At 34.6% G+C, this 19,487-nt stretch carries 16 protein-coding genes; 12 read left to right on the top strand and 4 right to left on the bottom strand.

The window, feature by feature from the left end; genetic code table 11:
* Positions 1-44: 44 nt before the first annotated feature.
* Positions 45-1,733, bottom strand: a complete 1,689-nt coding sequence (asnB, locus tag CL818_RS11420; protein ID WP_272973516.1) for an asparagine synthase B — start codon at positions 1,731-1,733, stop codon at positions 45-47.
* 276 nt (positions 1,734-2,009) lie between these two features.
* Here asnB and CL818_RS11425 point away from each other — a divergent pair, with 276 nt between their 5' ends.
* Positions 2,010-2,570: a DUF2911 domain-containing protein gene (locus tag CL818_RS11425; RefSeq protein ID WP_272973515.1), complete on the top strand. Its 561-nt coding sequence runs from the start codon at positions 2,010-2,012 to the stop codon at positions 2,568-2,570.
* Positions 2,571-2,644: 74 nt separating this feature from the next.
* Here the strand turns inward: CL818_RS11425 and CL818_RS11430 are convergent, their stop codons facing one another.
* Both CL818_RS11430 and CL818_RS11435 read right to left on the bottom strand, forming a co-directional pair.
* A complete protein-coding gene (locus CL818_RS11430) occupies positions 2,645-3,088 on the bottom strand; it encodes a DUF2059 domain-containing protein (RefSeq protein ID WP_013187118.1) in 444 nt (147 codons plus the stop codon).
* 28 nt (positions 3,089-3,116) lie between these two features.
* On the bottom strand, positions 3,117-3,749 hold the full coding sequence (locus tag CL818_RS11435) for a 7-carboxy-7-deazaguanine synthase QueE (RefSeq protein WP_013187117.1): 633 nt from the start codon (positions 3,747-3,749) through the stop codon (positions 3,117-3,119).
* 124 nt (positions 3,750-3,873) lie between these two features.
* Between CL818_RS11435 and CL818_RS11440 the strand changes: the two genes are divergently transcribed.
* The 6 genes from CL818_RS11440 (at position 3,874) to CL818_RS11465 (ending at position 8,530) form a co-directional block, all read left to right on the top strand.
* A complete protein-coding gene (locus tag CL818_RS11440; RefSeq protein ID WP_272973514.1) occupies positions 3,874-5,424 on the top strand; it encodes a helicase HerA-like domain-containing protein in 1,551 nt (516 codons plus the stop codon).
* 124 nt (positions 5,425-5,548) lie between these two features.
* Complete coding sequence (locus tag CL818_RS11445) at positions 5,549-6,112, top strand: helix-turn-helix domain-containing protein (RefSeq protein WP_272973513.1); 564 nt, start codon at positions 5,549-5,551, stop codon at positions 6,110-6,112.
* Positions 6,113-6,196: 84 nt separating this feature from the next.
* Entirely contained in the window at positions 6,197-6,748 is a 552-nt protein-coding gene (locus CL818_RS11450) for a hypothetical protein (protein ID WP_013187114.1), read from the top strand.
* A gap of 124 nt (positions 6,749-6,872) precedes the next feature.
* Complete coding sequence (gene rplS, locus CL818_RS11455) at positions 6,873-7,229, top strand: 50S ribosomal protein L19 (RefSeq protein ID WP_013187113.1); 357 nt, start codon at positions 6,873-6,875, stop codon at positions 7,227-7,229.
* A 73-nt stretch (positions 7,230-7,302) separates the two neighbouring features.
* Positions 7,303-7,899 (top strand): DUF6705 family protein, encoded by a 597-nt coding sequence (locus CL818_RS11460; protein ID WP_272973512.1) that lies wholly within the window; start codon positions 7,303-7,305, stop codon positions 7,897-7,899.
* A gap of 25 nt (positions 7,900-7,924) precedes the next feature.
* The gene (locus tag CL818_RS11465; protein WP_272973511.1) at positions 7,925-8,530 is read left to right on the top strand and encodes a DUF6705 family protein; all 606 of its coding nucleotides are present in this window, start codon (positions 7,925-7,927) and stop codon (positions 8,528-8,530) included.
* Positions 8,531-9,025: 495 nt separating this feature from the next.
* On the opposite strand, the gene CL818_RS11470 is transcribed toward CL818_RS11465, so the two are convergent.
* Positions 9,026-11,242 (bottom strand): NADP-dependent isocitrate dehydrogenase, encoded by a 2,217-nt coding sequence (locus tag CL818_RS11470; RefSeq protein WP_272973510.1) that lies wholly within the window; start codon positions 11,240-11,242, stop codon positions 9,026-9,028.
* Positions 11,243-11,541: 299 nt separating this feature from the next.
* Here CL818_RS11470 and CL818_RS11475 point away from each other — a divergent pair, with 299 nt between their 5' ends.
* The 5 genes from CL818_RS11475 to CL818_RS11495 all read left to right on the top strand — a co-directional run bounded on the left by CL818_RS11475 (position 11,542) and on the right by CL818_RS11495 (position 19,457).
* A complete protein-coding gene (locus CL818_RS11475; protein WP_041240941.1) occupies positions 11,542-12,027 on the top strand; it encodes a T9SS type A sorting domain-containing protein in 486 nt (161 codons plus the stop codon).
* 10 nt (positions 12,028-12,037) lie between these two features.
* Positions 12,038-14,794: a beta strand repeat-containing protein gene (locus tag CL818_RS11480; RefSeq protein ID WP_272973509.1), complete on the top strand. Its 2,757-nt coding sequence runs from the start codon at positions 12,038-12,040 to the stop codon at positions 14,792-14,794.
* 157 nt (positions 14,795-14,951) lie between these two features.
* The gene (locus CL818_RS11485) at positions 14,952-16,742 is read left to right on the top strand and encodes an OstA-like protein (protein WP_414646423.1); all 1,791 of its coding nucleotides are present in this window, start codon (positions 14,952-14,954) and stop codon (positions 16,740-16,742) included.
* A gap of 37 nt (positions 16,743-16,779) precedes the next feature.
* Positions 16,780-17,976: an aspartate aminotransferase family protein gene (locus tag CL818_RS11490; protein ID WP_272973508.1), complete on the top strand. Its 1,197-nt coding sequence runs from the start codon at positions 16,780-16,782 to the stop codon at positions 17,974-17,976.
* 89 nt (positions 17,977-18,065) lie between these two features.
* The gene (locus CL818_RS11495; protein WP_272973507.1) at positions 18,066-19,457 is read left to right on the top strand and encodes a tetratricopeptide repeat protein; all 1,392 of its coding nucleotides are present in this window, start codon (positions 18,066-18,068) and stop codon (positions 19,455-19,457) included.
* Positions 19,458-19,487 lie beyond the last annotated feature (30 nt).

A 19,487-nucleotide genomic window follows, 5' to 3' on the forward strand; every position in this document is an offset into this window, starting at 1 on the left:
GAATTTCAGAGCCCTTGAAAACAAAACATAACTAAATTTAATCTTTATACTGCTACAGCTTCTTTTTCTTGGTATGCATCATCATGAACTTTAGCAACAGCTCTACCACTAGGATCATTCATATCTTTAAATGCTTCATCCCACTCTAAAGCAATTTTAGTACTACACGCCACACTTGGCTCCTGAGGAACACAAAGTGCCGCAGCGTCACTAGGGAAATGCTCTTCAAAAATACTACGGTAATAAAACTCCTCTTTGTTTTGAGGCGTTTGTATAGGGAATCTAAAATGTGCATTTGCCATTTGTTCATCTGTTATTAAATCGTTTACCATTTCTTTTAAAGTATCTATCCAACTGTAACCAACACCATCACTAAACTGCTCTTTTTGTCTCCACGCCACACTTTCTGGTATCATATCTTCAAACGCTTTACGTACTACCCACTTTTCCATACGCTCACCATTAATCATTTTATCTTGTGGGTTTATACTCATTGCAACATCCATAAACTCTTTATCTAAAAATGGCACACGACCTTCAATTCCCCAAGCTGCTAAACTCTTATTAGCACGCAAACAATCATACATGTGTAGTTTACTTAATTTACGAACAGTTTCTTCATGAAACTCTTGAGCATTTGGAGCCTTGTGAAAGTATAAATAGCCACCAAACAACTCATCTGCACCTTCACCAGACAGTACCATTTTTATTCCCATAGATTTAATGACACGTGCCATTAAATACATTGGCGTACTTGCACGTATTGTTGTTATGTCATATGTTTCGAGATTGTAAATAACATCTCTTATTGCATCTAAACCTTCTTGGATTGTGAATTTAATTTCGTGATGTACTGTATCTATATGGTCTGCAACTTTGCGTGCAGCAGCTAAGTCTGGAGAACCCTCTAAACCAACAGAAAAACTATGCAGTTGTGGCCACCAAGCATCTTTTTCACCATCACTTTCTACTCGTTTTTGAGCATATTTTTTTGCTATTGCAGATGTTACAGAGGAGTCTAATCCGCCAGAAAGCAATACACCATATGGCACATCACTCATTAACTGTCTTTGTACAGCAGCTTCCAGCGCCTCTTTAATTTTAGCAATGCTAATTTCATTATCTTTTACAGCATCAAATTCTGTCCAATCTCTTTTATACCATTGTACAAATTTTCCGTCTTTACTAGACATATAATGTCCTGGAGGAAATAATTCTATTTTAGAACAAACACCTTCTAACGCCTTTAATTCTGAAGCTACGTAAAATGTTCCATTTTGATCCCAACCAATATATAATGGAATAATTCCCATATGGTCTCTAGCCACAAAATACTCATCCTTTTCTGCATCATAAATAGCAAAACCAAAAATGCCATTCATATCGTCTATAAAGTCAACTCCTTTTTCCTTATATAAAGCTAAAATAACCTCGCAGTCACTTTCAGTTTTAAAATCATAGTTTCCTTCAAACTGCTTACGTAATTCTCTATGGTTATAAATCTCTCCATTCGCAGCTAATATGAGTTTACAATCATCACTCAATAACGGTTGTTTACCAGATGCTGGATCTACAATAGCCAATCTTTCGTGAGCCATTATAACCTTATCATCGCTATAAATACCGCTCCAATCCGGACCACGATGACGTATAGCTTTTGCCATTTCTAACACTTGAGGTCTTAAAACTTCAGACTTTTCTTTTAAATCGAATGCGCATACAATTCCACACATAATACTATAATTTAGTTTGTTTTGTTTTCTTTATATACACAAATATGAATATAAGATTACATTATGTAAACACTATACTCTATTATGGTAATAATTTAAAACTAAATTTCGATTATTAGTAACATTTTTAAATTCTAAACTTACTAATAATAGCTTTCGACTTACAACTTGTAGCATTAAGGATTTAACAGAAGTTAAACAATGTATTAACTGTTTTGGTGTAAGTCTTGCTGTATCTTTAAGACAAAGTCAAAAATTAATTAAAAACTAAAACCAATGAAACATATTATGATGCTTGTTGCAATTGTATTTGCAACATCTGTAGCTACTGCACAAGACAAAATGACAAAAGACTCAGATAAGGTTAACTTTTCTAAAATGGATGTTAGTCCTTTAGATGTAACCCTTTTTAGAAATGAAAAGAAAGAGCCTATTGCAAGAGTAATGTATAGTAGACCACAAATGAAAGATCGTGAGATTTTCGGAAATCTTGTACCATATGGTAAAGTTTGGCGTACGGGTGCAAATGAAGCATCTGAAGTTACCTTTTATAGAGATATGACTGTAGGAGGAAAAAAAGTAAGTGCTGGTACATATACATTATATACTATTCCTAATGAGAAGGAATGGACAGTTATCTTAAACAAAGCAAATAATGTTTGGGGTGCTTATGATTACAAGGAAGAAATGGATGTAGTTAGAATTAATGTACCTGTAAGAACTTCTCCTAAGCCTATTGAATCTTTTTCTATGGCATTTAAGCCTGTTGAAAACGGTACTCATTTAATGATGGGTTGGGATAATACATTTGTAGAGATACCATTTATGTCTATCTAAATTTAAGAACCTACTTACAAACAAAAACCCCGAAACTAATGTTTCGGGGTTTTGTATTTATACTGAAACGTAGTTTAGTAACCTTGCTCAGACATTTTTTCATTGAAACGTTTTCCAAGTTCCATTCCCCATTGCTGTCCTACCTGCATAGATTCTTGCATAATTGCCGGTGTGCTATTTGCAAATTTAGTACCTACTTCGGTTTGATAAAATGCAATTAACTCTTCTAAATCATTCTTTGTTAAGTGCTTACTATATACAGGCACTAACATTTTAGTTAAATCATTTAAAGACATTGCTAAAAATTCCTTTTCTAAAGAATCCCAAGCATCTGCAGGCACATCTGATTTTTGTGATTTATACATACCTACCATTTGTTTAATTGTAGATTGATAAGCAGCTTCTGTACCAGATACTTCAAACATCTTTTTTAAGGTGTCTTCGTAACCTTCTTCTACTTGACCCCAAGACATTACAGACATTAAGCACACAAGTGCAGAAATAAAATACGTTTTCATTTTTTAATTATTTAGTTAGTTAAAGTTATTACGGAATATTCAAATACTTATGTGTTTGCAAACTTACTTTCCATTGTGGGTTTGCCATCACAAAGTCAACAATTAAAGGTACTACTTTGTCTCTTACACTCCACTCTGGTTGCAAATACAAAATACAATCCTTATTTACTTTTGCTGCTTGTTCTTCTGCAAATTTTAAATCGTGTTTATTAAAGATAATAACTTTAAGCTCATTAGCTTTTTCATAAACCTCTTTAGTAGGAAGCTTTAACTTCTTAGGAGATAGGCAAATCCAGTCCCATTTACCAGTTAATGTATATGCACCACTTGTTTCAATATGTGTTTGAGCACCTTCAGCTTTAAGCATCTGAGTTAACAGTGTCATATCCCAAGTTAATGGTTCGCCTCCAGTAACAACAATAGTCTTAGAGTATTTTACAGCTTCAGAAACTATACGCTCTGTTGCGGTTGGCGGATGTTTCTCTGCATCCCAACTCTCTTTTACATCACACCAATGGCAACCTACATCGCAACCACCAATTCTTATAAAGTAAGCAGCCGTTCCCTTATGATAACCTTCACCTTGTATGGTGTAAAATTCTTCCATAAGTGGCAACATCTTACCCTCTTCAACCAATTGAGATATCTCTTCTTTCGTCATAGCTGGCAAAGATAAGGGTATTCCTTTTGAAATAGAAGGATTGTCTCTAACCTTTATTATTATAAAAGTAATATTGTAAACCCATAAATGTATTCCTATTTTTATCGTCTAATTTTAAAGAGCCATGACTAAAAGAGACGAGTTTAAAGCGGTTATAGATAACGGCAATACATTTAAAGGTGATAGTATTAATCTTGGCGCAGCTATGCTGGATGGCGAAACTATTACCAATGCCCTTGTAAAAATTCCGCTTAAAACTATGAACCGTCACGGTCTTATTGCTGGTGCTACTGGAACTGGTAAGACTAAATCTTTACAAGTACTGGCAGAAAACCTAAGTGATAAAGGTGTACCTGTTTTACTTATGGATATGAAGGGTGACTTAAGTGGCTTGGCAGCAGCAAGTGAAGGCCACCCGAAAATAGATGAACGTCATGAAAAAATAGGATTACCTTTTAATGCCAGTAAGTTTCCTGTTGAGCTTATGAGCCTTAGCGACCAAGATGGCGTGAGGTTAAGAGCTACGGTAAGTGAGTTTGGACCCGTTTTATTTTCTAGAATATTAGATGCCAGTGATGCCCAAAGTGGTATTATCTCTGTTATCTTTAAATATTGCGATGACAATAAATTGCCTTTACTAGATCTTGAAGATTTTAAAAAAGTTTTGCAATACTCTACAAATGAAGGTAAGGAAGAATTGGAGAAGGATTACGGTAGGATTTCATCTGCATCTACCGGAGCAATTCTTAGAAAAATAGTAGAGCTTGAACAACAAGGCGCAGATATATTTTTTGGTGAACGTTCTTTTGAAGTTAAAGACCTTAAACGTACAGATAGTAATGGTAAAGGCTATATAAATATTATTCGCCTAACCGATATACAAGACAGGCCTAAGTTGTTTTCAACATTTATGTTAAGTTTATTAGCCGAGATATACTCAACGTTTCCAGAACAAGGAGATAGCGGCAAACCAGAACTCATAATTTTTATAGATGAAGCACATCTTATATTTAAAGAAGCCTCTAAAGCATTACACTCACAAATTGAAAGTATTGTAAAGTTAATTCGCTCTAAAGGTGTAGGTCTTTATTTTGTAACTCAAAACCCAACAGATGTTCCAGATGGTGTCTTAAGCCAATTAGGCTTAAAGGTGCAACACGCCTTACGTGCATTTACAGCAAAAGATAGAAAAGCCATTAAGCTAACTGCAGAAAACTATCCTATATCTCCGTTTTATGATACAGCAGATGTTCTTACATCTTTAGGAATAGGAGAAGCCTTAGTCTCTGCATTAGATGAAAAAGGAAGACCAACCCCTTTAGCCGCCACAATGATGCGAGCTCCTATGAGCCGAATGGACATACTTACAGACAAAGAAATTAAAACACTTAATGAAGAGTCTTACCTAGCAGATAAGTATAATGAAGTGATAGACCGAAAAAGTGCCAACGAAATGTTGGAAGAAAAAATTGCTAAAGCTGCTGAAGAAGAAGCAAAATCTAAAGCCCAAGCAGAACGCGAAGAGCTAGAAAAAGAAGCAAAAAAAGCAACAAGCAGAAGAAAAACACGGTCAAGAAATACAACTAGCGATACTCAAAAAGCCATAATAAAAGTGCTTACCAGTGCCACAGTAATTAGAGGTGTGCTAGGCATCTTAGGTAAAATGATTAAATAACAACCATGTCTAAATATTTGTTTTACAGACTTTTGACATAAATGTCGTAAACATGTCACACACAAGACGCAAGAGATTATATATGTTCACAATTAGTTTTGATGCATAATTTAAAACATATATCATGAGTCACCTAGGTCAAAAAATTAAAGACGCAAGAAAACAAAAAGGACTTTCTCAGGAAGAATTGGCAGATTCCGCTAAGGTAAGCTTGAGAACCATACAGCGTATAGAAACCAATAAAAATGAACCACGCGGCAAAACACTACATTTAATATGTACTGCATTACAATTAAATATTGAAGACCTTGCTGTTTACGGTAAAGAGGAAGACAAAACCTATCATATAGCACTACACCTTTCAGTTTTATCAGTTATTATCTTACCGCTAGGCAACATCATATTACCATTAATACTTTGGATGCCTAAAAAAAATAAAATTATAGGGTTACATAAAGTGGGTGCAACTATATTAAATTTTCAAATTATATGGTCACTTATCACATTTGGAATTATAATACTGGCCACTCTATTTAAAGTTATGCATTATTCCGGTAGCTCTATGTTGTTTTACATTGTTATCCTATTGTATTTACTAAATTGTAGTTTAGCTATAGGATCTGCAATAAAGTTAAGAGCCGGAAGGAACTGTTCGTTATACCCATCGCTCATAAAATTTATTAAATAGACATTAATCAATTTTGAGCTTACTGTAAAGTACATTACTTTCGAAGACTATTAAACGTTTTTAAAACTAAAATCCTACATACTCATGAAGAACCTTTTAGCAATTGCAATACTTTGTATCTTCTTTACATCTTGCGAAAAAGAACAAGACCCTTTTTTAATTACAGCAACAAATATTGGCAAGCTCACCAAGGACATTAAAGTAAGCCAATTAGATTCTATTTACAGCCAAGACTCCATTGTGAACAATATTACTGGAGATGAATTTATAAATGGCGGCGCAGAAATAGATATTTATGAAAAAGGTGGCACCTACTTATTACACTTAGCACCATCTGAAGAATTTGATAGCACAAGCACAATTGCTAACATACGTATTATAGATGATCGTTACAAAACTGAAAAAGGTCTTACTGTAAAAAGCACCTTTAAAGACATACAGGAATTTTACCCAATTTCAAGAATTGAAAATACGTTGAGCTCTGCCGTAATTTTTATAGATGAGATTAACGCTTATGTTACAATAGACAAGAAACAGTTACCAAGCAAACTACAGTTTGACACTAGCACAAAAATTGAAGCCTCTCAAATTCCTGATAATGCAGTTATTAAGCAATTTTGGGTAGGTTGGGAATAATTGCATATTCTATTAAAAAACACTTGGTTAATAGAAAAAAATAAGTAATTTTGCACCTCGATTTAAAATAACCTCTGGCGAGAATCGCGAATGTTGTTTCAAACTAAACACAAAACCATATACTATGGACTCGTTAATCAAATTTGTTCAAGACGAATTCGTTACAAAAAAAGAATTTCCAGAATTTGTAGCTGGAGACACTATAACAGTGTATTACGAAATTAAGGAAGGTGAAAAATCTCGTACGCAGTTTTTCCGCGGTGTAGTAATACAACGTAGAGGAAAAGGTCTTACAGAAACATTTACTATCCGTAAGATGAGTGGTACTGTAGGTGTAGAGCGTATCTTCCCAGTTAACATGCCTGCTTTACAAAAAGTAGAAGTTAACAAGCGTGGTAAAGTACGTAGAGCACGTATATACTACCTTAGAAACCTTACCGGTAAAAAAGCACGTATTAAAGAACGTCGTTTTACTGAGTAGTTTTCACTCTAAACACATTAAAAGCCTTTCTTCTCTAGAGTTGAAAGGCTTTTTTTTTATTTTTAAAGTAATAATGAGAATCACTTTTATATTTTTTCTATTAATTGTTTACTGCAATGCACAACAAATAGTTGACGCTTCAACATTTAACGATGGCAATAATGAAGGAAAGTATTTTAAAGACTTAAATAATAATTTTGCTCCTTTTCTAGGAACTTGGGAGCAACAAATTGGTAATCAAATATTTAGAATAACACTTTGGAAAGAAGAATATAATGAAAATGAAAATGGCAATAGACCTTCTTTTTTTTGGGATGAAATTAAAGGCCATTTTGAGATGGTAGAGATTGGACAATCTGGAGAACAACTAGAGACCACAATATATACCTCTCAAAGAAAAATAGGACAATCTAATACAGATTGGTTTCCTGTGATAGATGGGGCCTCTAATAATGGTATAAACTTTGAAGGTTTAATTTACGACAATAGTATACCTTACGACCCTAATTATATTACTGGTGTTAGAGGTAATCTAATCCTTACTATAATCCCAAATTCACAACCACAACAAATGGATTGGAAAGTAACCCTACCACAAGGTATGTATGGTACAGATCAACCCACAGAGTTTAATATCCCAACCGATATTGTTTTAACAAAGCAATTTTAAAATCTTGAGAATATCTATCATAGTTATGAGAGTCATTGTTTTACTATTTCTACTAATTGGTGTTTACGGCAAAGCACAACAACCCATTATCTCAATGGAAGCTCGAGAAAATGATTACTCAATCGAGCTTACACCAGGCTGTTATTACAAAGATACAACCAACGCCTACCAACCTTTTGTTGGCACTTGGGAATGGACAGATGGCAGCAGTACCTTAACATTAGTGTTTGAGAAAATAGAAATGGTTTATGTACATTTTAGTGACATATATAAAGATTATCTTGTCGGCAAATACAAATATGTAGAAGATGGCATTGTGGTTGTTAACACCTTAGACAATGTTGTAAACAGCACTAATTTTTGGAGCGGTGCATATGTACCTATATACGGTAGTGGTCATCCTTCAGATCTAACATTCCATTTTCAGTTTAGTGATTATGCAAAAGAAAAGCTTGGCAACGGAAGATTAGAAATCACAGAATATCTTACCCAAAGCAATGGCAGTATTTTAGCCACGAAAGCAGATTGGAGCCTTAGAGGCAAAGGTGACATCTATATAGAAGGTATAAGCCCAGAAATACAGCCAGGATTCTCAATCCCGACAGATGTTACCTTAACAAAGATTAACTAAGACTACATATCAACAAATGTTAATAACAAAGGTTTATAACAAGTTAAAAACTAAATAGTTATATTATAATGTCATTTATTTAATTTTATATTACATTAGTAATGTTATTAAAGAATACCTAACGTCGCAAGGAGTTACAGATACTTTAATACAGTAATAAACGTTCATTACTTTGGTCTATTAGTAAGAGTTAATTTATAATTTAGATTGTAATTCATTTTACTATAATGACCGTTCTAAATCTTTAGGATTCGCTTTTATAATAGTCTTATAAGAGATGTATAAATTTAGATTTAGCAGAATTGTTTCTGTGTCGGGTTCGTTTAAAAACAGATACCAGTAACGCATTGAAAGAGATGCTACACAAATTTAAACAATTCTAAAAAGCCATTTCTTTTAGCATATCGCTTTAGGGAAATGGCTTTTATTTTTAAACATAAAAAAAGCTTCCTAAGATAATCTTAGAAAGCTTTTTAAATTAATATAAACTAGTAATTAGTTTAAAATAGCATTAAGTGTTTCACTTGGTCTCATAGCTTTACTCACTTTGTTATAATCTGGATAGTAATACCCATCAATATTTACAGGAGCACCTTGAGCTGCATTTAACTCTTTAATAATCTTATCTTCATTAGCTTGCATAGTTTCTGCAAGACTAGCAAACTCAGCTTTTAGATCTACATCTTTATCTTGAGATGCTAATCCTTGTGCCCAATACATTGCTAAGTAAAAATGACTACCTCGGTTATCTAATTCATTAACCTTACGAGACGGCGATTTTCTGTTTTCTAAAAACTTTACTGTTGCTTCATCTAAAGTATCTGCCAAGATTTGAGCTTTAGGGTTGTCTGCAAATTCAGATAAATGCTCAAGAGATACAGCAAGCGCTAAAAACTCTCCTAAAGAATCCCAACGTAAGTGACCTTCTTCTACAAACTGCTGTACGTGCTTAGGAGCACTACCACCAGCACCCGTTTCAAATAAACCACCACCATTCATTAATGGTACTATAGATAACATTTTTGCACTTGTCCCTAATTCTAAAATTGGGAATAAATCTGTATTATAATCACGTAATACGTTTCCTGTTACAGAGATGGTGTCCTTACCTTCTTTCATTCTAGCTAACGTATATTTAGTAGCTTCAACAGGAGACATAATTTGTATGTCTAAGCCATCTGTATCTAAGTCTGCTAAATAGGTATTTACCTTAGAAATAAGTTCTGCATCGTGGGCTCTTGTCTTATCTAACCAGAAGATAGCAGGTGTTTGAGAAGCTTTTGCTCTTCTTACAGCTAATTTTACCCAATCTTGAATTGGTAAATCTTTTACTTGGCACATTCTCCAAATATCACCTTCAGAAACATTGTGCTCTGTTAGTGTATTGCCTTGAGCATCTACAACTCGAACAATACCTTCAGTCTCAATTTCGAATGTTTTATCGTGAGAGCCATATTCTTCTGCTTTTTGAGCCATAAGTCCAACATTTGGCACAGTTCCCATAGTCGTAGGGTCAAAAGCACCGTGTGTCTTACAAAATTCAATAGTTTCTTGATAAATACCGGCATAACTACTATCTGGAATTACCGCCTTTGTATCTTGTTGGTTGCCTTCTTTGTTCCACATTTGTCCAGAAGTACGAATCATAGCTGGCATAGAAGCATCTATAATAACATCACTTGGTACGTGTAAGTTTGTAATTCCTTTATCACTATTTACCATTGCTAAATCTGGTTGTTCATTGTAACAAGCTTCAATAGCTGCTTCAATCTCTTCTCGCTTAGCGTTTGGTAATTCTGGTAGTTTAGCTATTAAATCTCCAAAACCATTATTTACATCTACTCCTAACTCGTCAAAAGTTTCTCCATATTTTTCGAATACAGGTGCAAAGAATACTCTTACTGCATGGCCAAATATCTTTGGGTCACTTACTTTCATCATTGTTGCTTTCATATGCAATGAAAACAAAATGCCTTTATCCTTAGCATCTTTTACCTGTTCTTTCAAGAAGTTAATTAATGCCGTTTTTTCCATTACAGACGCATCTATAACTTCGCCATCTAAAACTGAAACCTTGTCTTTTAATGTAGTTATTTCTCCATCCTTACCAACGTGCTCAATTTTTAGAGATCCTGCATTTTTAATAGTTACAGATTTTTCATTGTGCCTAAAGTCACCGTGATCCATTGTAGAAACATGAGACTTTGAGTCTGAAGACCACTCGCCCATTCTATGTGGATTGTTCTTAGCATATTGCTTAACTGGCTTAGGTGCACGTCTATCTGAATTACCTTCACGCAACACAGGGTTTACAGCACTACCTAAACATTTTGCAAATTTTGCTCTTAAAGCTTTGTCTTCTTCTGTTTCTGCATCTTCCGGATAAGTAGGAATATCAAAACCTTTTGCCTGCAACTCTAATACTGCTGCGTTTAGTTGAGGTACAGATGCACTAATGTTAGGAAGCTTTATTATGTTAGCTTCTGGTTGTTTAGCAAGTTCACCAAGTGCTGCCAAAGCATCGTATTGCTTTTGCTCTTCTGTAAGACGGTCTGAAAATGTTGCAATAATTCTGCCTGCCAATGAGATGTCTTCTACATCGATAGTAATGTTAGATGTTTTAGTAAATCGTTGTACAATAGGTAAAAACGAATGTGTAGCTAACATTGGAGCTTCATCTGTCTTTGTATACTTTATAGTGGCTTGCTTCATTGAAAAATTGCTTTAATATTTAAAATAAATCTACTTTTATTACAGTCTCGCGAAGATAAGAAATAAGCAAAGCTTAGGCAACATTGCAAGTTTAGCTTTTAGTTATGAAGTTTATATCTTAACCTTTTACGTCTTGTATCTTACTATTTATAGTGCCAAGTGCTACTCTCACTAACCTCAGCTTGCCGTTACTTACTATAAATCAATTATTTAATCACTTAAAAATATACTTAATATTAGGTATTTCAAGACGAGGCGTTCCTAAGTAACTTCACTAACGAACTTTAAATCAATAATATATGAAAATCAACATCAAAACCTATCTGTGGTTATTGTTCTTGAGCTTACTAACTATTCCGCTCTTTGCACAAACCTCAATTAATGCTGCTGCAATTAATTCGCCACCACAAAATGACATTTTACAGACCGCTAGTATTGGGCAAGTTTTTTACCTTGAAAATGCCTCTGCAAACACACAAGAAGTTCAAGGTGTACAGCAACCTTTATTTATAGAGGTTTTAAGCACAGAAGAAAACAACCCTTTAGCTTTGGAAACTTCCATTTACCCTAACCCAACAAACAATAGCGTGCATTTGGAAATTAAGCAATGGGACTCTAATCTGTCTTATAAACTATATGATACTTTAGGAAAACAAATCTCTGCAAACACTATAACAGCAGAACGTACAACCTTGCAAATGGATTACCTCTCAAGTGGTATTTACATTCTTCAACTTTTAGAAAACAACAGCCCCATAAAAATAACAAGAATCGTTAAACGATAAATTTATTATTATGAAAATTAACTACATTTTTTCAGCATTAGCTCTTGTAGCTATTATGCTTACTTCTTCATTTGCAATAGCGCAAAATAATGAAGGTTTTAGCTACCAGTCTATCATAAGAGATACAGATGGACTACCAATAGACAACCAAAACGTATCTATTAGAGTTGGTATTTATGAAGGATCTACTAGTGGACCATTGGTATATCAAGAAACTCACACTGTCACAACATCAGACGTTGGCCTAATCTCTCTCATCATTAGTGAAGGGACAGTAGTATCTGGAGATTTTAGCGTAATAGATTGGGGCAATGCGTCTCATTTTGTAACCACAGAAACAGATCCTAGTGGAGGCACAAACTACACTCTAGTAGGTTCTAGCAGACTTCTTAGTGTCCCTTATGCAAAATATGCATCTGTATCTGGTAGTTCGAACAGCATGAGTTCAGACTGGACACTACAAGGTAATACTATTGATGAAGCTATAGACTTTCTAGGCTCAACAAATGATCAAGACCTTATCTTAAAGCGTAATAACGTACAAGTTGCAAGGTTTGAGGATCAAAATATCGGATTAGGAAATAATGCATTAGGTGCTGGCTCAACAGGAACGTCTAATGTAGCCATAGGTAATGGGACTTTACCTGTTAATACAGGACAGTTTAATATTGCAATTGGTGACAATGTGCTTTCAGCAAACACTTCTGGAAATCAAAATATTGGATTAGGGCAAGTGGCATTGTCTCAAAATACCACAGGACAAAATAACATAGCTTTAGGAAATAACGCTATGACAAGCAACACAACTGGCGGTGACAATGTAGCCTTAGGTGTTGTTGCTCTGAGCAATAATACAGAAGGTTTTAATAATGTTGCTATTGGTGGAAACACTTTAGGCTCTAATACCACAGGAAATGATAATGTGGCTGTTGGTAATCAATCACTTTCTACAGCAACTGAAGCAAATGGTAATGTCGGCGTTGGTCCTAATACACTTAGATTGACAACAACAGGACAGTTTAACGTTGGAATTGGAGGAAGCGCATTAGAAAATAATACCTCAGGTGAGCGCAATGTTGGTATCGGTCTTATTGCTCTATTTGGGAATACTACAGGTCAAGATAATGTTGGTATAGGTACTGAAACAATGGCTGCCAATACCGAAGGAAATTCTAATGTTGCAATGGGAAATAACTCCTTAAGGAGTAATACAACTGGAAACGATAACGTTGCTATTGGTGGTAACACCCTAAACGCAAATATAGATGGTAATGCAAATGTTGCTATTGGCATAGACGCATTAGCGTTATCTACCAGCTCTATAGATAACACTGCTGTTGGCGCAGCTGCATTGCGAAACACAAGCTCTGGAAACTCAAATGTAGCTGTTGGTGTAGAAGCTCTTGTAGATAATACCGAAGGAAATGAAAATGTAGCTTTAGGAAGAAGAAGCCAAGCTGCTAATACAACAGGTAATGCCAACACAGCAGCAGGGTTTACAGCATTAGAATCAAATACTACTGGAAGTGAAAATACTGGTTTTGGTGTAAGAGCACTTAGAGGTAATAGTGATGGCTTTGGTAACTTAGCACTTGGATATGAGGCAATGCGAGAAGCCCAAGGTTCAAGACAAATAGGTATTGGTATAAATGCTCTAGCAGTTGCTACTGCTTCAAGTTTCACAAACTACGCTATAGGTAATGAGGCTATGTTAAACTTAACAGATGGCGGTAACAATTTAGCCTTTGGCGAATTTGCTCTCGGTAGCGCTACTACAGCTGGCGACAATGTTGCTATAGGACAAGGTGGTGCATTGGGTCAAATTACAGGCGCTATTGGTAATGTTGGAGTTGGTACAGCAGTTATGGCAGAAAAAACTTCGGGTGATTTTAACACAGGACTAGGTCAAGGAGTATTAAGACTTAATATAGGTGGCGCAAGAAATACTGCAGTAGGTGCAGGATCTATGGAAAATGGCACTGCAGGTAATGATAATACATCAATAGGCGTAGACAGTATGAAAGAAAGCGAAGGAAGCAGCAACGCTGCACTAGGTTCCTTTGCCATGCAAAATCACGGTACTGGAGACCTAAATACAGCAGTAGGTTTTGCTGCATATAGTGAAAGTACAAGCGGGTCTTTTAATATTGCCGTTGGTAGTTTTGCTTTAAACTCTATAAACTCTAATAATAATACTGGAGTTGGATATGCTGCAATGTTTTCAAATACAACAGGTGTTAATAATGTTGCCTTAGGAAGATTTGCTGGTGGAAATGTAACTGAAGGAAGTAACAATATCTTTATAGGTGCCGGAACAAATGGCACAGGTGCTATTATAAGTAACCAATTAAATATTGGAAACAGTATTTATGGAGATTTGGATGCCAATCTATTTGGATTTGGTGTAGAAACGCCTACAGAACGTATAGATGCAACTGGCGGTAATGTAAAAGCAGATACCTTTATCTCTGCTACACAAACGTATCCGGATTATGTATTTCAAAATTATTATAAAGGTACTTCTACTATAAAAGAAGATTACAACTTTACATCTTTAAAGACTGTAGAAGAGTTTGTAAAAGAAAACAACCATTTACCTGGTGTGACATCTTATAAAGAAGTTAAAGACAATAATATGACCATTAATTTATCTGAACTTGCTGTACAAAGCTTAGAGAAGATAGAAGAATTATACTTGCATATTATAGCACAGCAAAAGGAAATAGAAAAACTTAAAGCCGAAGTTGAAGCTATTAAGAAAAACTAATCAACTTTTATTAACTCTAGAAAAGCCTTCAATTTTAGGATTGAGGGCTTTTTTTATTTTGTAACTCAATAGCTTGTAATTCGTATTTATATCAAAATACACAATAGGCAATGTTACAGTGTCTTTTTCGTTACTTTTACACAAAATTTACTTTTAGTTGAAAACGCTTAAATATATACTTCTCACAACACTATTAACCTTGCAATACACGTATGGGCAAGAACAAGACACTATAAAAGACAGTAAGATAGATTATACTGCAAACAGAACATTAATTGATGAAGTTAAATATCCTGGCGCATTAATTTTATCAAAAGTAAAAGAACAAGTTCATTTCTTACACGAAGGTATAGATGTTTGGTGTGACCAAGCAGTGTTTTATAAAGAAGACAATTTCTTTAAAGCTTATGGAAATGTAAGGATCAAACAAGGCGACACGGTTAATATGAATAGTACCTATGCCGAGTATAATGGCAATACCAAGTTTGCTTTTGCAAGTACTGGTGTTAGGCTTTCCACACCATCACAAACATTAACCACAGATTCTTTGTTTTTTGACCGCACAAAACAGCAAGCTTTTTACAGAAGTGGTGGTACCGTTAGAGATACTGCAAGTACCATTACCAGTAAAATTGGGCGCTATTATATGGAGCTAGACAAATATTCTTTTAAAAGGGATGTCGTGGTAAACAATCCAGAATACGTTATTAATAGTGAGCAGTTAGATTTTTATACAAAGTCTGGTCACGCATACTTGTACGGTGAATCTACTATCGAAAGCGAAACAAGTACAGTTTACTGTGAACGTGGTTTTTATGACACAAGAGGCGATACTGGATATTTTGTTAAAAATTCTCAGATAGATTATGATAACCGGAAATTAGAAGGCGACAGCTTGTTTTTTGATCGCGCAAAGAATTTTGCATCTGCCACTAATAACATTAAAGTTACAGATACCGCTAACCAAAGCATTATAAAGGGACATTATGCAGAAGTTTTTAGAGATAAAGATTCTGTATTTATAACAAAAAGAGCATTAGCTATAACTGTACAGGACAAAGATTCTGTATATATACATAGCGATACGCTTATGATTACAGGAAAACCAGAAAACAGAGTTATAAGAGGCTTTTATGATACACGGCTTTTTAAAAGCAATATGAGTGGAAAGTGTGACAGTGTCCATGTACAACAAAAGACAGGTCTCACAAAAATGCTTGGAAATCCTGTACTCTGGTCAAGCAACAGTCAACTTACTGGAGACACTATACATCTACTTAATAATCCTAAGACAGAAACGCTAGACACCTTAAAGGTTTTTAATAATGCGTTTATGATTCAGAAAGATTCTATTGAAGGTTACAACCAAGTAAAAGGTAAAGAACTTATTGGGTTGTTTAATGATGATAACGATTTATACCAAGTTGATGTACTCAAGAATACAGAAACTATATATTATTTAAGAAACGAGCAAAAAGAGCTTATCGGTTTAAATAACACACTGGCATCATCAATCTCCATACTTATGGAAAACAGAGAAATTGTTGATGTTTATTACTACAAACAGATAGATGGCACCATTAATCCAGACCTAAATAAACCAGATGTAGAAAAAAAATTGACCGGTTTTAATTGGCGAGGTACAGAACAATTAATTACAAAAGAAGATTTATTTAAAGGCGAAGCACCTTTAGAACTTGTTAAAATAAAAGGTATCCCTTTGCCTACAGAAGAAAAAGCATTCTTTGAAGAACGGGATGAAGATGATGAGCTTCTATTAAATGAAAACTCCAGACTAAAGCCAGAGACATTACAGAACAAAGCTCAAGACAGCATCATTACAGCTCCAAAACTTAAAAAGGATTTATTAAAAAATCCTAAGCAAACAATAACTCCAAATGCAAAGCCCTTACTAGACCCACAAGGCTTAACTAAGGAAGACAATTAGCATTTCTGCCAATTTTGCATAACCATTATTATAAGCTATGAAAGATGATTTCATTACTTACCAAGCACAAACCACTCCGCATCCTTTAGCATTAGAAGTTAGCTATGCAGAAGGATCTTACATTTATGACACCAACAACAAAGCCTATTTAGATTTTGTTGCTGGAGTTTCTGCCTGCAGTTTAGGCCATAGGCATCCACGAGTTATTAATGCAATTAAGACACAATTAGAAAAGTACTTACATGTTATGGTTTATGGGGAATATGCTCAAGAACCTGCAGTACAATTATCTAAACTCCTGGCTAAAAACTTACCAAAATCATTAAATAAAACTTACTTGGTAAACTCAGGCACAGAAGCTATTGAGGGCGCATTAAAACTAGCTAGAAGAGCTACAGGAAGAACAGAAATTATTGCTGCACATAAAGCATACCATGGTAATACAATGGGTTCTTTAAGTTTAATGGATTTTGAAGAGCGCACTGCTCCATTTAAACCTTTAATTGAAGATGTGAATTTTATTGAATTTAATAACGAGGAACATCTTTCAAAAATTAGTAATAAAACGGCGTGTGTTATATTAGAGACCATACAAGGCGGTGCTGGATTTATTCTTCCGAAAAACGATTATTTAAAAAAAGTAAAAGATCGCTGTAAAACAGTTGGCGCACTTTTAATTCTAGATGAAATTCAACCAGGATTTGGTCGTACCGGAACTCTATTTGGCTTTCAGAATTTTAATGTCGTACCAGATATTGTAGTAATGGGAAAAGGTATGGGTGGTGGCCTACCTATTGGTGCATTTACCGCATCAAACTCATTAATGGATTTACTAAGTGACAACCCTAAATTAGGTCATATTACAACATTTGGTGGCAATCCAGTTATTGCGGCCTCTGCACTTGCAACCTTGCAGGAAATTACAGAAACAAACCTTATGCAAGAAGCTTTAAAGAAGGAAAAACTCTTCAGAAAGCTATTAAAACACCCATTAATTTCAGAAATAAGAGGCTCTGGATTAATGTTAGCACCAATATTACCATCTGCTGAAATAGCTTCAGAAGTCATCTTGGCGTGTCAGGAAAAAGGACTTATTTTGTTTTGGTTACTATTTGAAAATAAGGCACTTAGAATATCTCCGCCACTTACAATTTCAGAAGAAGAAATCAAGAAAGGCTGTGGCATTATTATTGACATTCTAAATAGTGTAAAGTCTAATAATAAATCTTGTTAATTACTTTGTTGAAAACAATACGCAAATCAGCAAGTGCCCGTAAGATAGATTTATAACTTTATTTAAGTAGGAATGCAAATCTGAACGCTATGCAATTAAGCCATAATGAAGACCATAATTTCTCGCTCGATAAATTTGAATCAATGCTTAAGACCAATGATGTCTTATTCTTTGATGCAGATGAATTTGAGAACATTATAAGCCACTACCTGGAAATGGGTAAAATTGGCCTAGCTAAGCGTGCTATTAAGTTAGGGCTTAGCCAGCACCCATCATCAATAAATCTTAAGCTTCATAAAGTTGAAGTTTTAGTTTTTGAAAATAAGCTAGATCGCGCCAATGAAATTTTGAGCGAGTTGTACCTTTTAGAACCTACAAACGAAGAGATTTTCATTCAGAAAGCTAATATCTTCAGCAAACAAGACAATCATAAAAAAGCTATAGAAATGCTGGAAACAGCATTAGAGCTAACTTTAGATGAAGCAGATGTTTATTCTTTAATAGGCATGGAACATCTCTTTATGGAAGATTATGAAAATGCCAAGTTTAGCTTTATGAAGTGTCTTGAGCAAGATGAAGAAGATTATGCATCGTTATATAATATAGTGTATTGTTTCGATTTTTTAAATCAGCGTAAAGAAGCAATCGACTATCTAAGTATGTACCTAAACACCAACCCATATTGTGAGGTTGCGTGGCACCAGTTAGGAAAACAGTATTTTGATGATAAGGATTATGAAAAAGCATTAACTGCTTATGAATTTGCTATAATTAGTGACGATACTTTTATAGGCGCTTATCTAGAAAAAGGTAAAGTTTTAGAAAAACTTAAGCGTTATAATGAAGCTATAGAAAACTATAGAATTACGTTAGAGCTAGATGACCCAACTGCATTTGCATATCTTAGAATTGGTAGATGTTTTGAAAAACTAGGCGCAGATGATCTTGCCTTGCAACATTTTACTAAATGTGTGCATGAAGATCCGTTATTAGACAAAGGCTGGATTGCTTTAACAGACCAATATCTTAAAAAGTTAGACTATCAAAAAGCACTTTATTTTATAAATAAAGCTATAGATATAGATGAAGACAATGTTCTTTACTGGAAGCGTTATGCTAAAATAAACAACCGTCTAAAATTTTATGAAGAAGCAGAGCGTGGTTACAGAAAATCTTTAGAGCTTGGAAACTATGAGCTAGAAACTTGGATAACACGTTGTGATATACTTATAAATCTTGGTGAATATAATGTAGCTATTAATAATTTATTACAAGCTGAAGAGTTTTATCCGGATACAGCAGAAATTGAATACAGATTATCTGGATTACATTTCTTGTTAAATGAAGGTGAAAAAGGTTATTTTCATTTAAATAACGGCCTTAAGATAGACCCAGAATACCATATTATAATTGAAGAATTATTCCCAATGGTTTTTCAGCGAAAATCTGTAAAAGACGTTATTAAGATTTATATCTCTTAGTCCTTTACTTACTTAACCAATTGTCTATTT

Source organism: Croceibacter sp. (genome assembly GCF_002716225.1).
Lineage (GTDB): Bacteria > Bacteroidota > Bacteroidia > Flavobacteriales > Flavobacteriaceae > Croceibacter > Croceibacter atlanticus.

What these genes read in the sequence shown, in the direction of transcription:
- CL818_RS11465 (WP_272973511.1), top strand. Translation starts at nt 7,925, where the DNA reads ATGAGAGTCATTGTTTTACTATTTCTACTAATTGGTGTTTACGGCAAA.
- CL818_RS11425 (WP_272973515.1), top strand. Translation starts at nt 2,010, where the DNA reads ATGAAACATATTATGATGCTTGTTGCAATTGTATTTGCAACATCTGTA.
- CL818_RS11450 (WP_013187114.1), top strand. Translation starts at nt 6,197, where the DNA reads ATGAAGAACCTTTTAGCAATTGCAATACTTTGTATCTTCTTTACATCT.
- asnB (WP_272973516.1), bottom strand. Translation starts at nt 1,733, where the DNA reads ATGTGTGGAATTGTATGCGCATTCGATTTAAAAGAAAAGTCTGAAGTT.
- CL818_RS11430 (WP_013187118.1), bottom strand. Translation starts at nt 3,088, where the DNA reads ATGAAAACGTATTTTATTTCTGCACTTGTGTGCTTAATGTCTGTAATG.
- CL818_RS11475 (WP_041240941.1), top strand. Translation starts at nt 11,542, where the DNA reads ATGAAAATCAACATCAAAACCTATCTGTGGTTATTGTTCTTGAGCTTA.
- CL818_RS11495 (WP_272973507.1), top strand. Translation starts at nt 18,066, where the DNA reads ATGCAATTAAGCCATAATGAAGACCATAATTTCTCGCTCGATAAATTT.
- CL818_RS11440 (WP_272973514.1), top strand. Translation starts at nt 3,874, where the DNA reads ATGACTAAAAGAGACGAGTTTAAAGCGGTTATAGATAACGGCAATACA.
- rplS (WP_013187113.1), top strand. Translation starts at nt 6,873, where the DNA reads ATGGACTCGTTAATCAAATTTGTTCAAGACGAATTCGTTACAAAAAAA.
- CL818_RS11480 (WP_272973509.1), top strand. Translation starts at nt 12,038, where the DNA reads ATGAAAATTAACTACATTTTTTCAGCATTAGCTCTTGTAGCTATTATG.
- CL818_RS11470 (WP_272973510.1), bottom strand. Translation starts at nt 11,242, where the DNA reads ATGAAGCAAGCCACTATAAAGTATACAAAGACAGATGAAGCTCCAATG.
- CL818_RS11490 (WP_272973508.1), top strand. Translation starts at nt 16,780, where the DNA reads ATGAAAGATGATTTCATTACTTACCAAGCACAAACCACTCCGCATCCT.
- CL818_RS11435 (WP_013187117.1), bottom strand. Translation starts at nt 3,749, where the DNA reads ATGACGAAAGAAGAGATATCTCAATTGGTTGAAGAGGGTAAGATGTTG.
- CL818_RS11460 (WP_272973512.1), top strand. Translation starts at nt 7,303, where the DNA reads ATGAGAATCACTTTTATATTTTTTCTATTAATTGTTTACTGCAATGCA.
- CL818_RS11445 (WP_272973513.1), top strand. Translation starts at nt 5,549, where the DNA reads ATGAGTCACCTAGGTCAAAAAATTAAAGACGCAAGAAAACAAAAAGGA.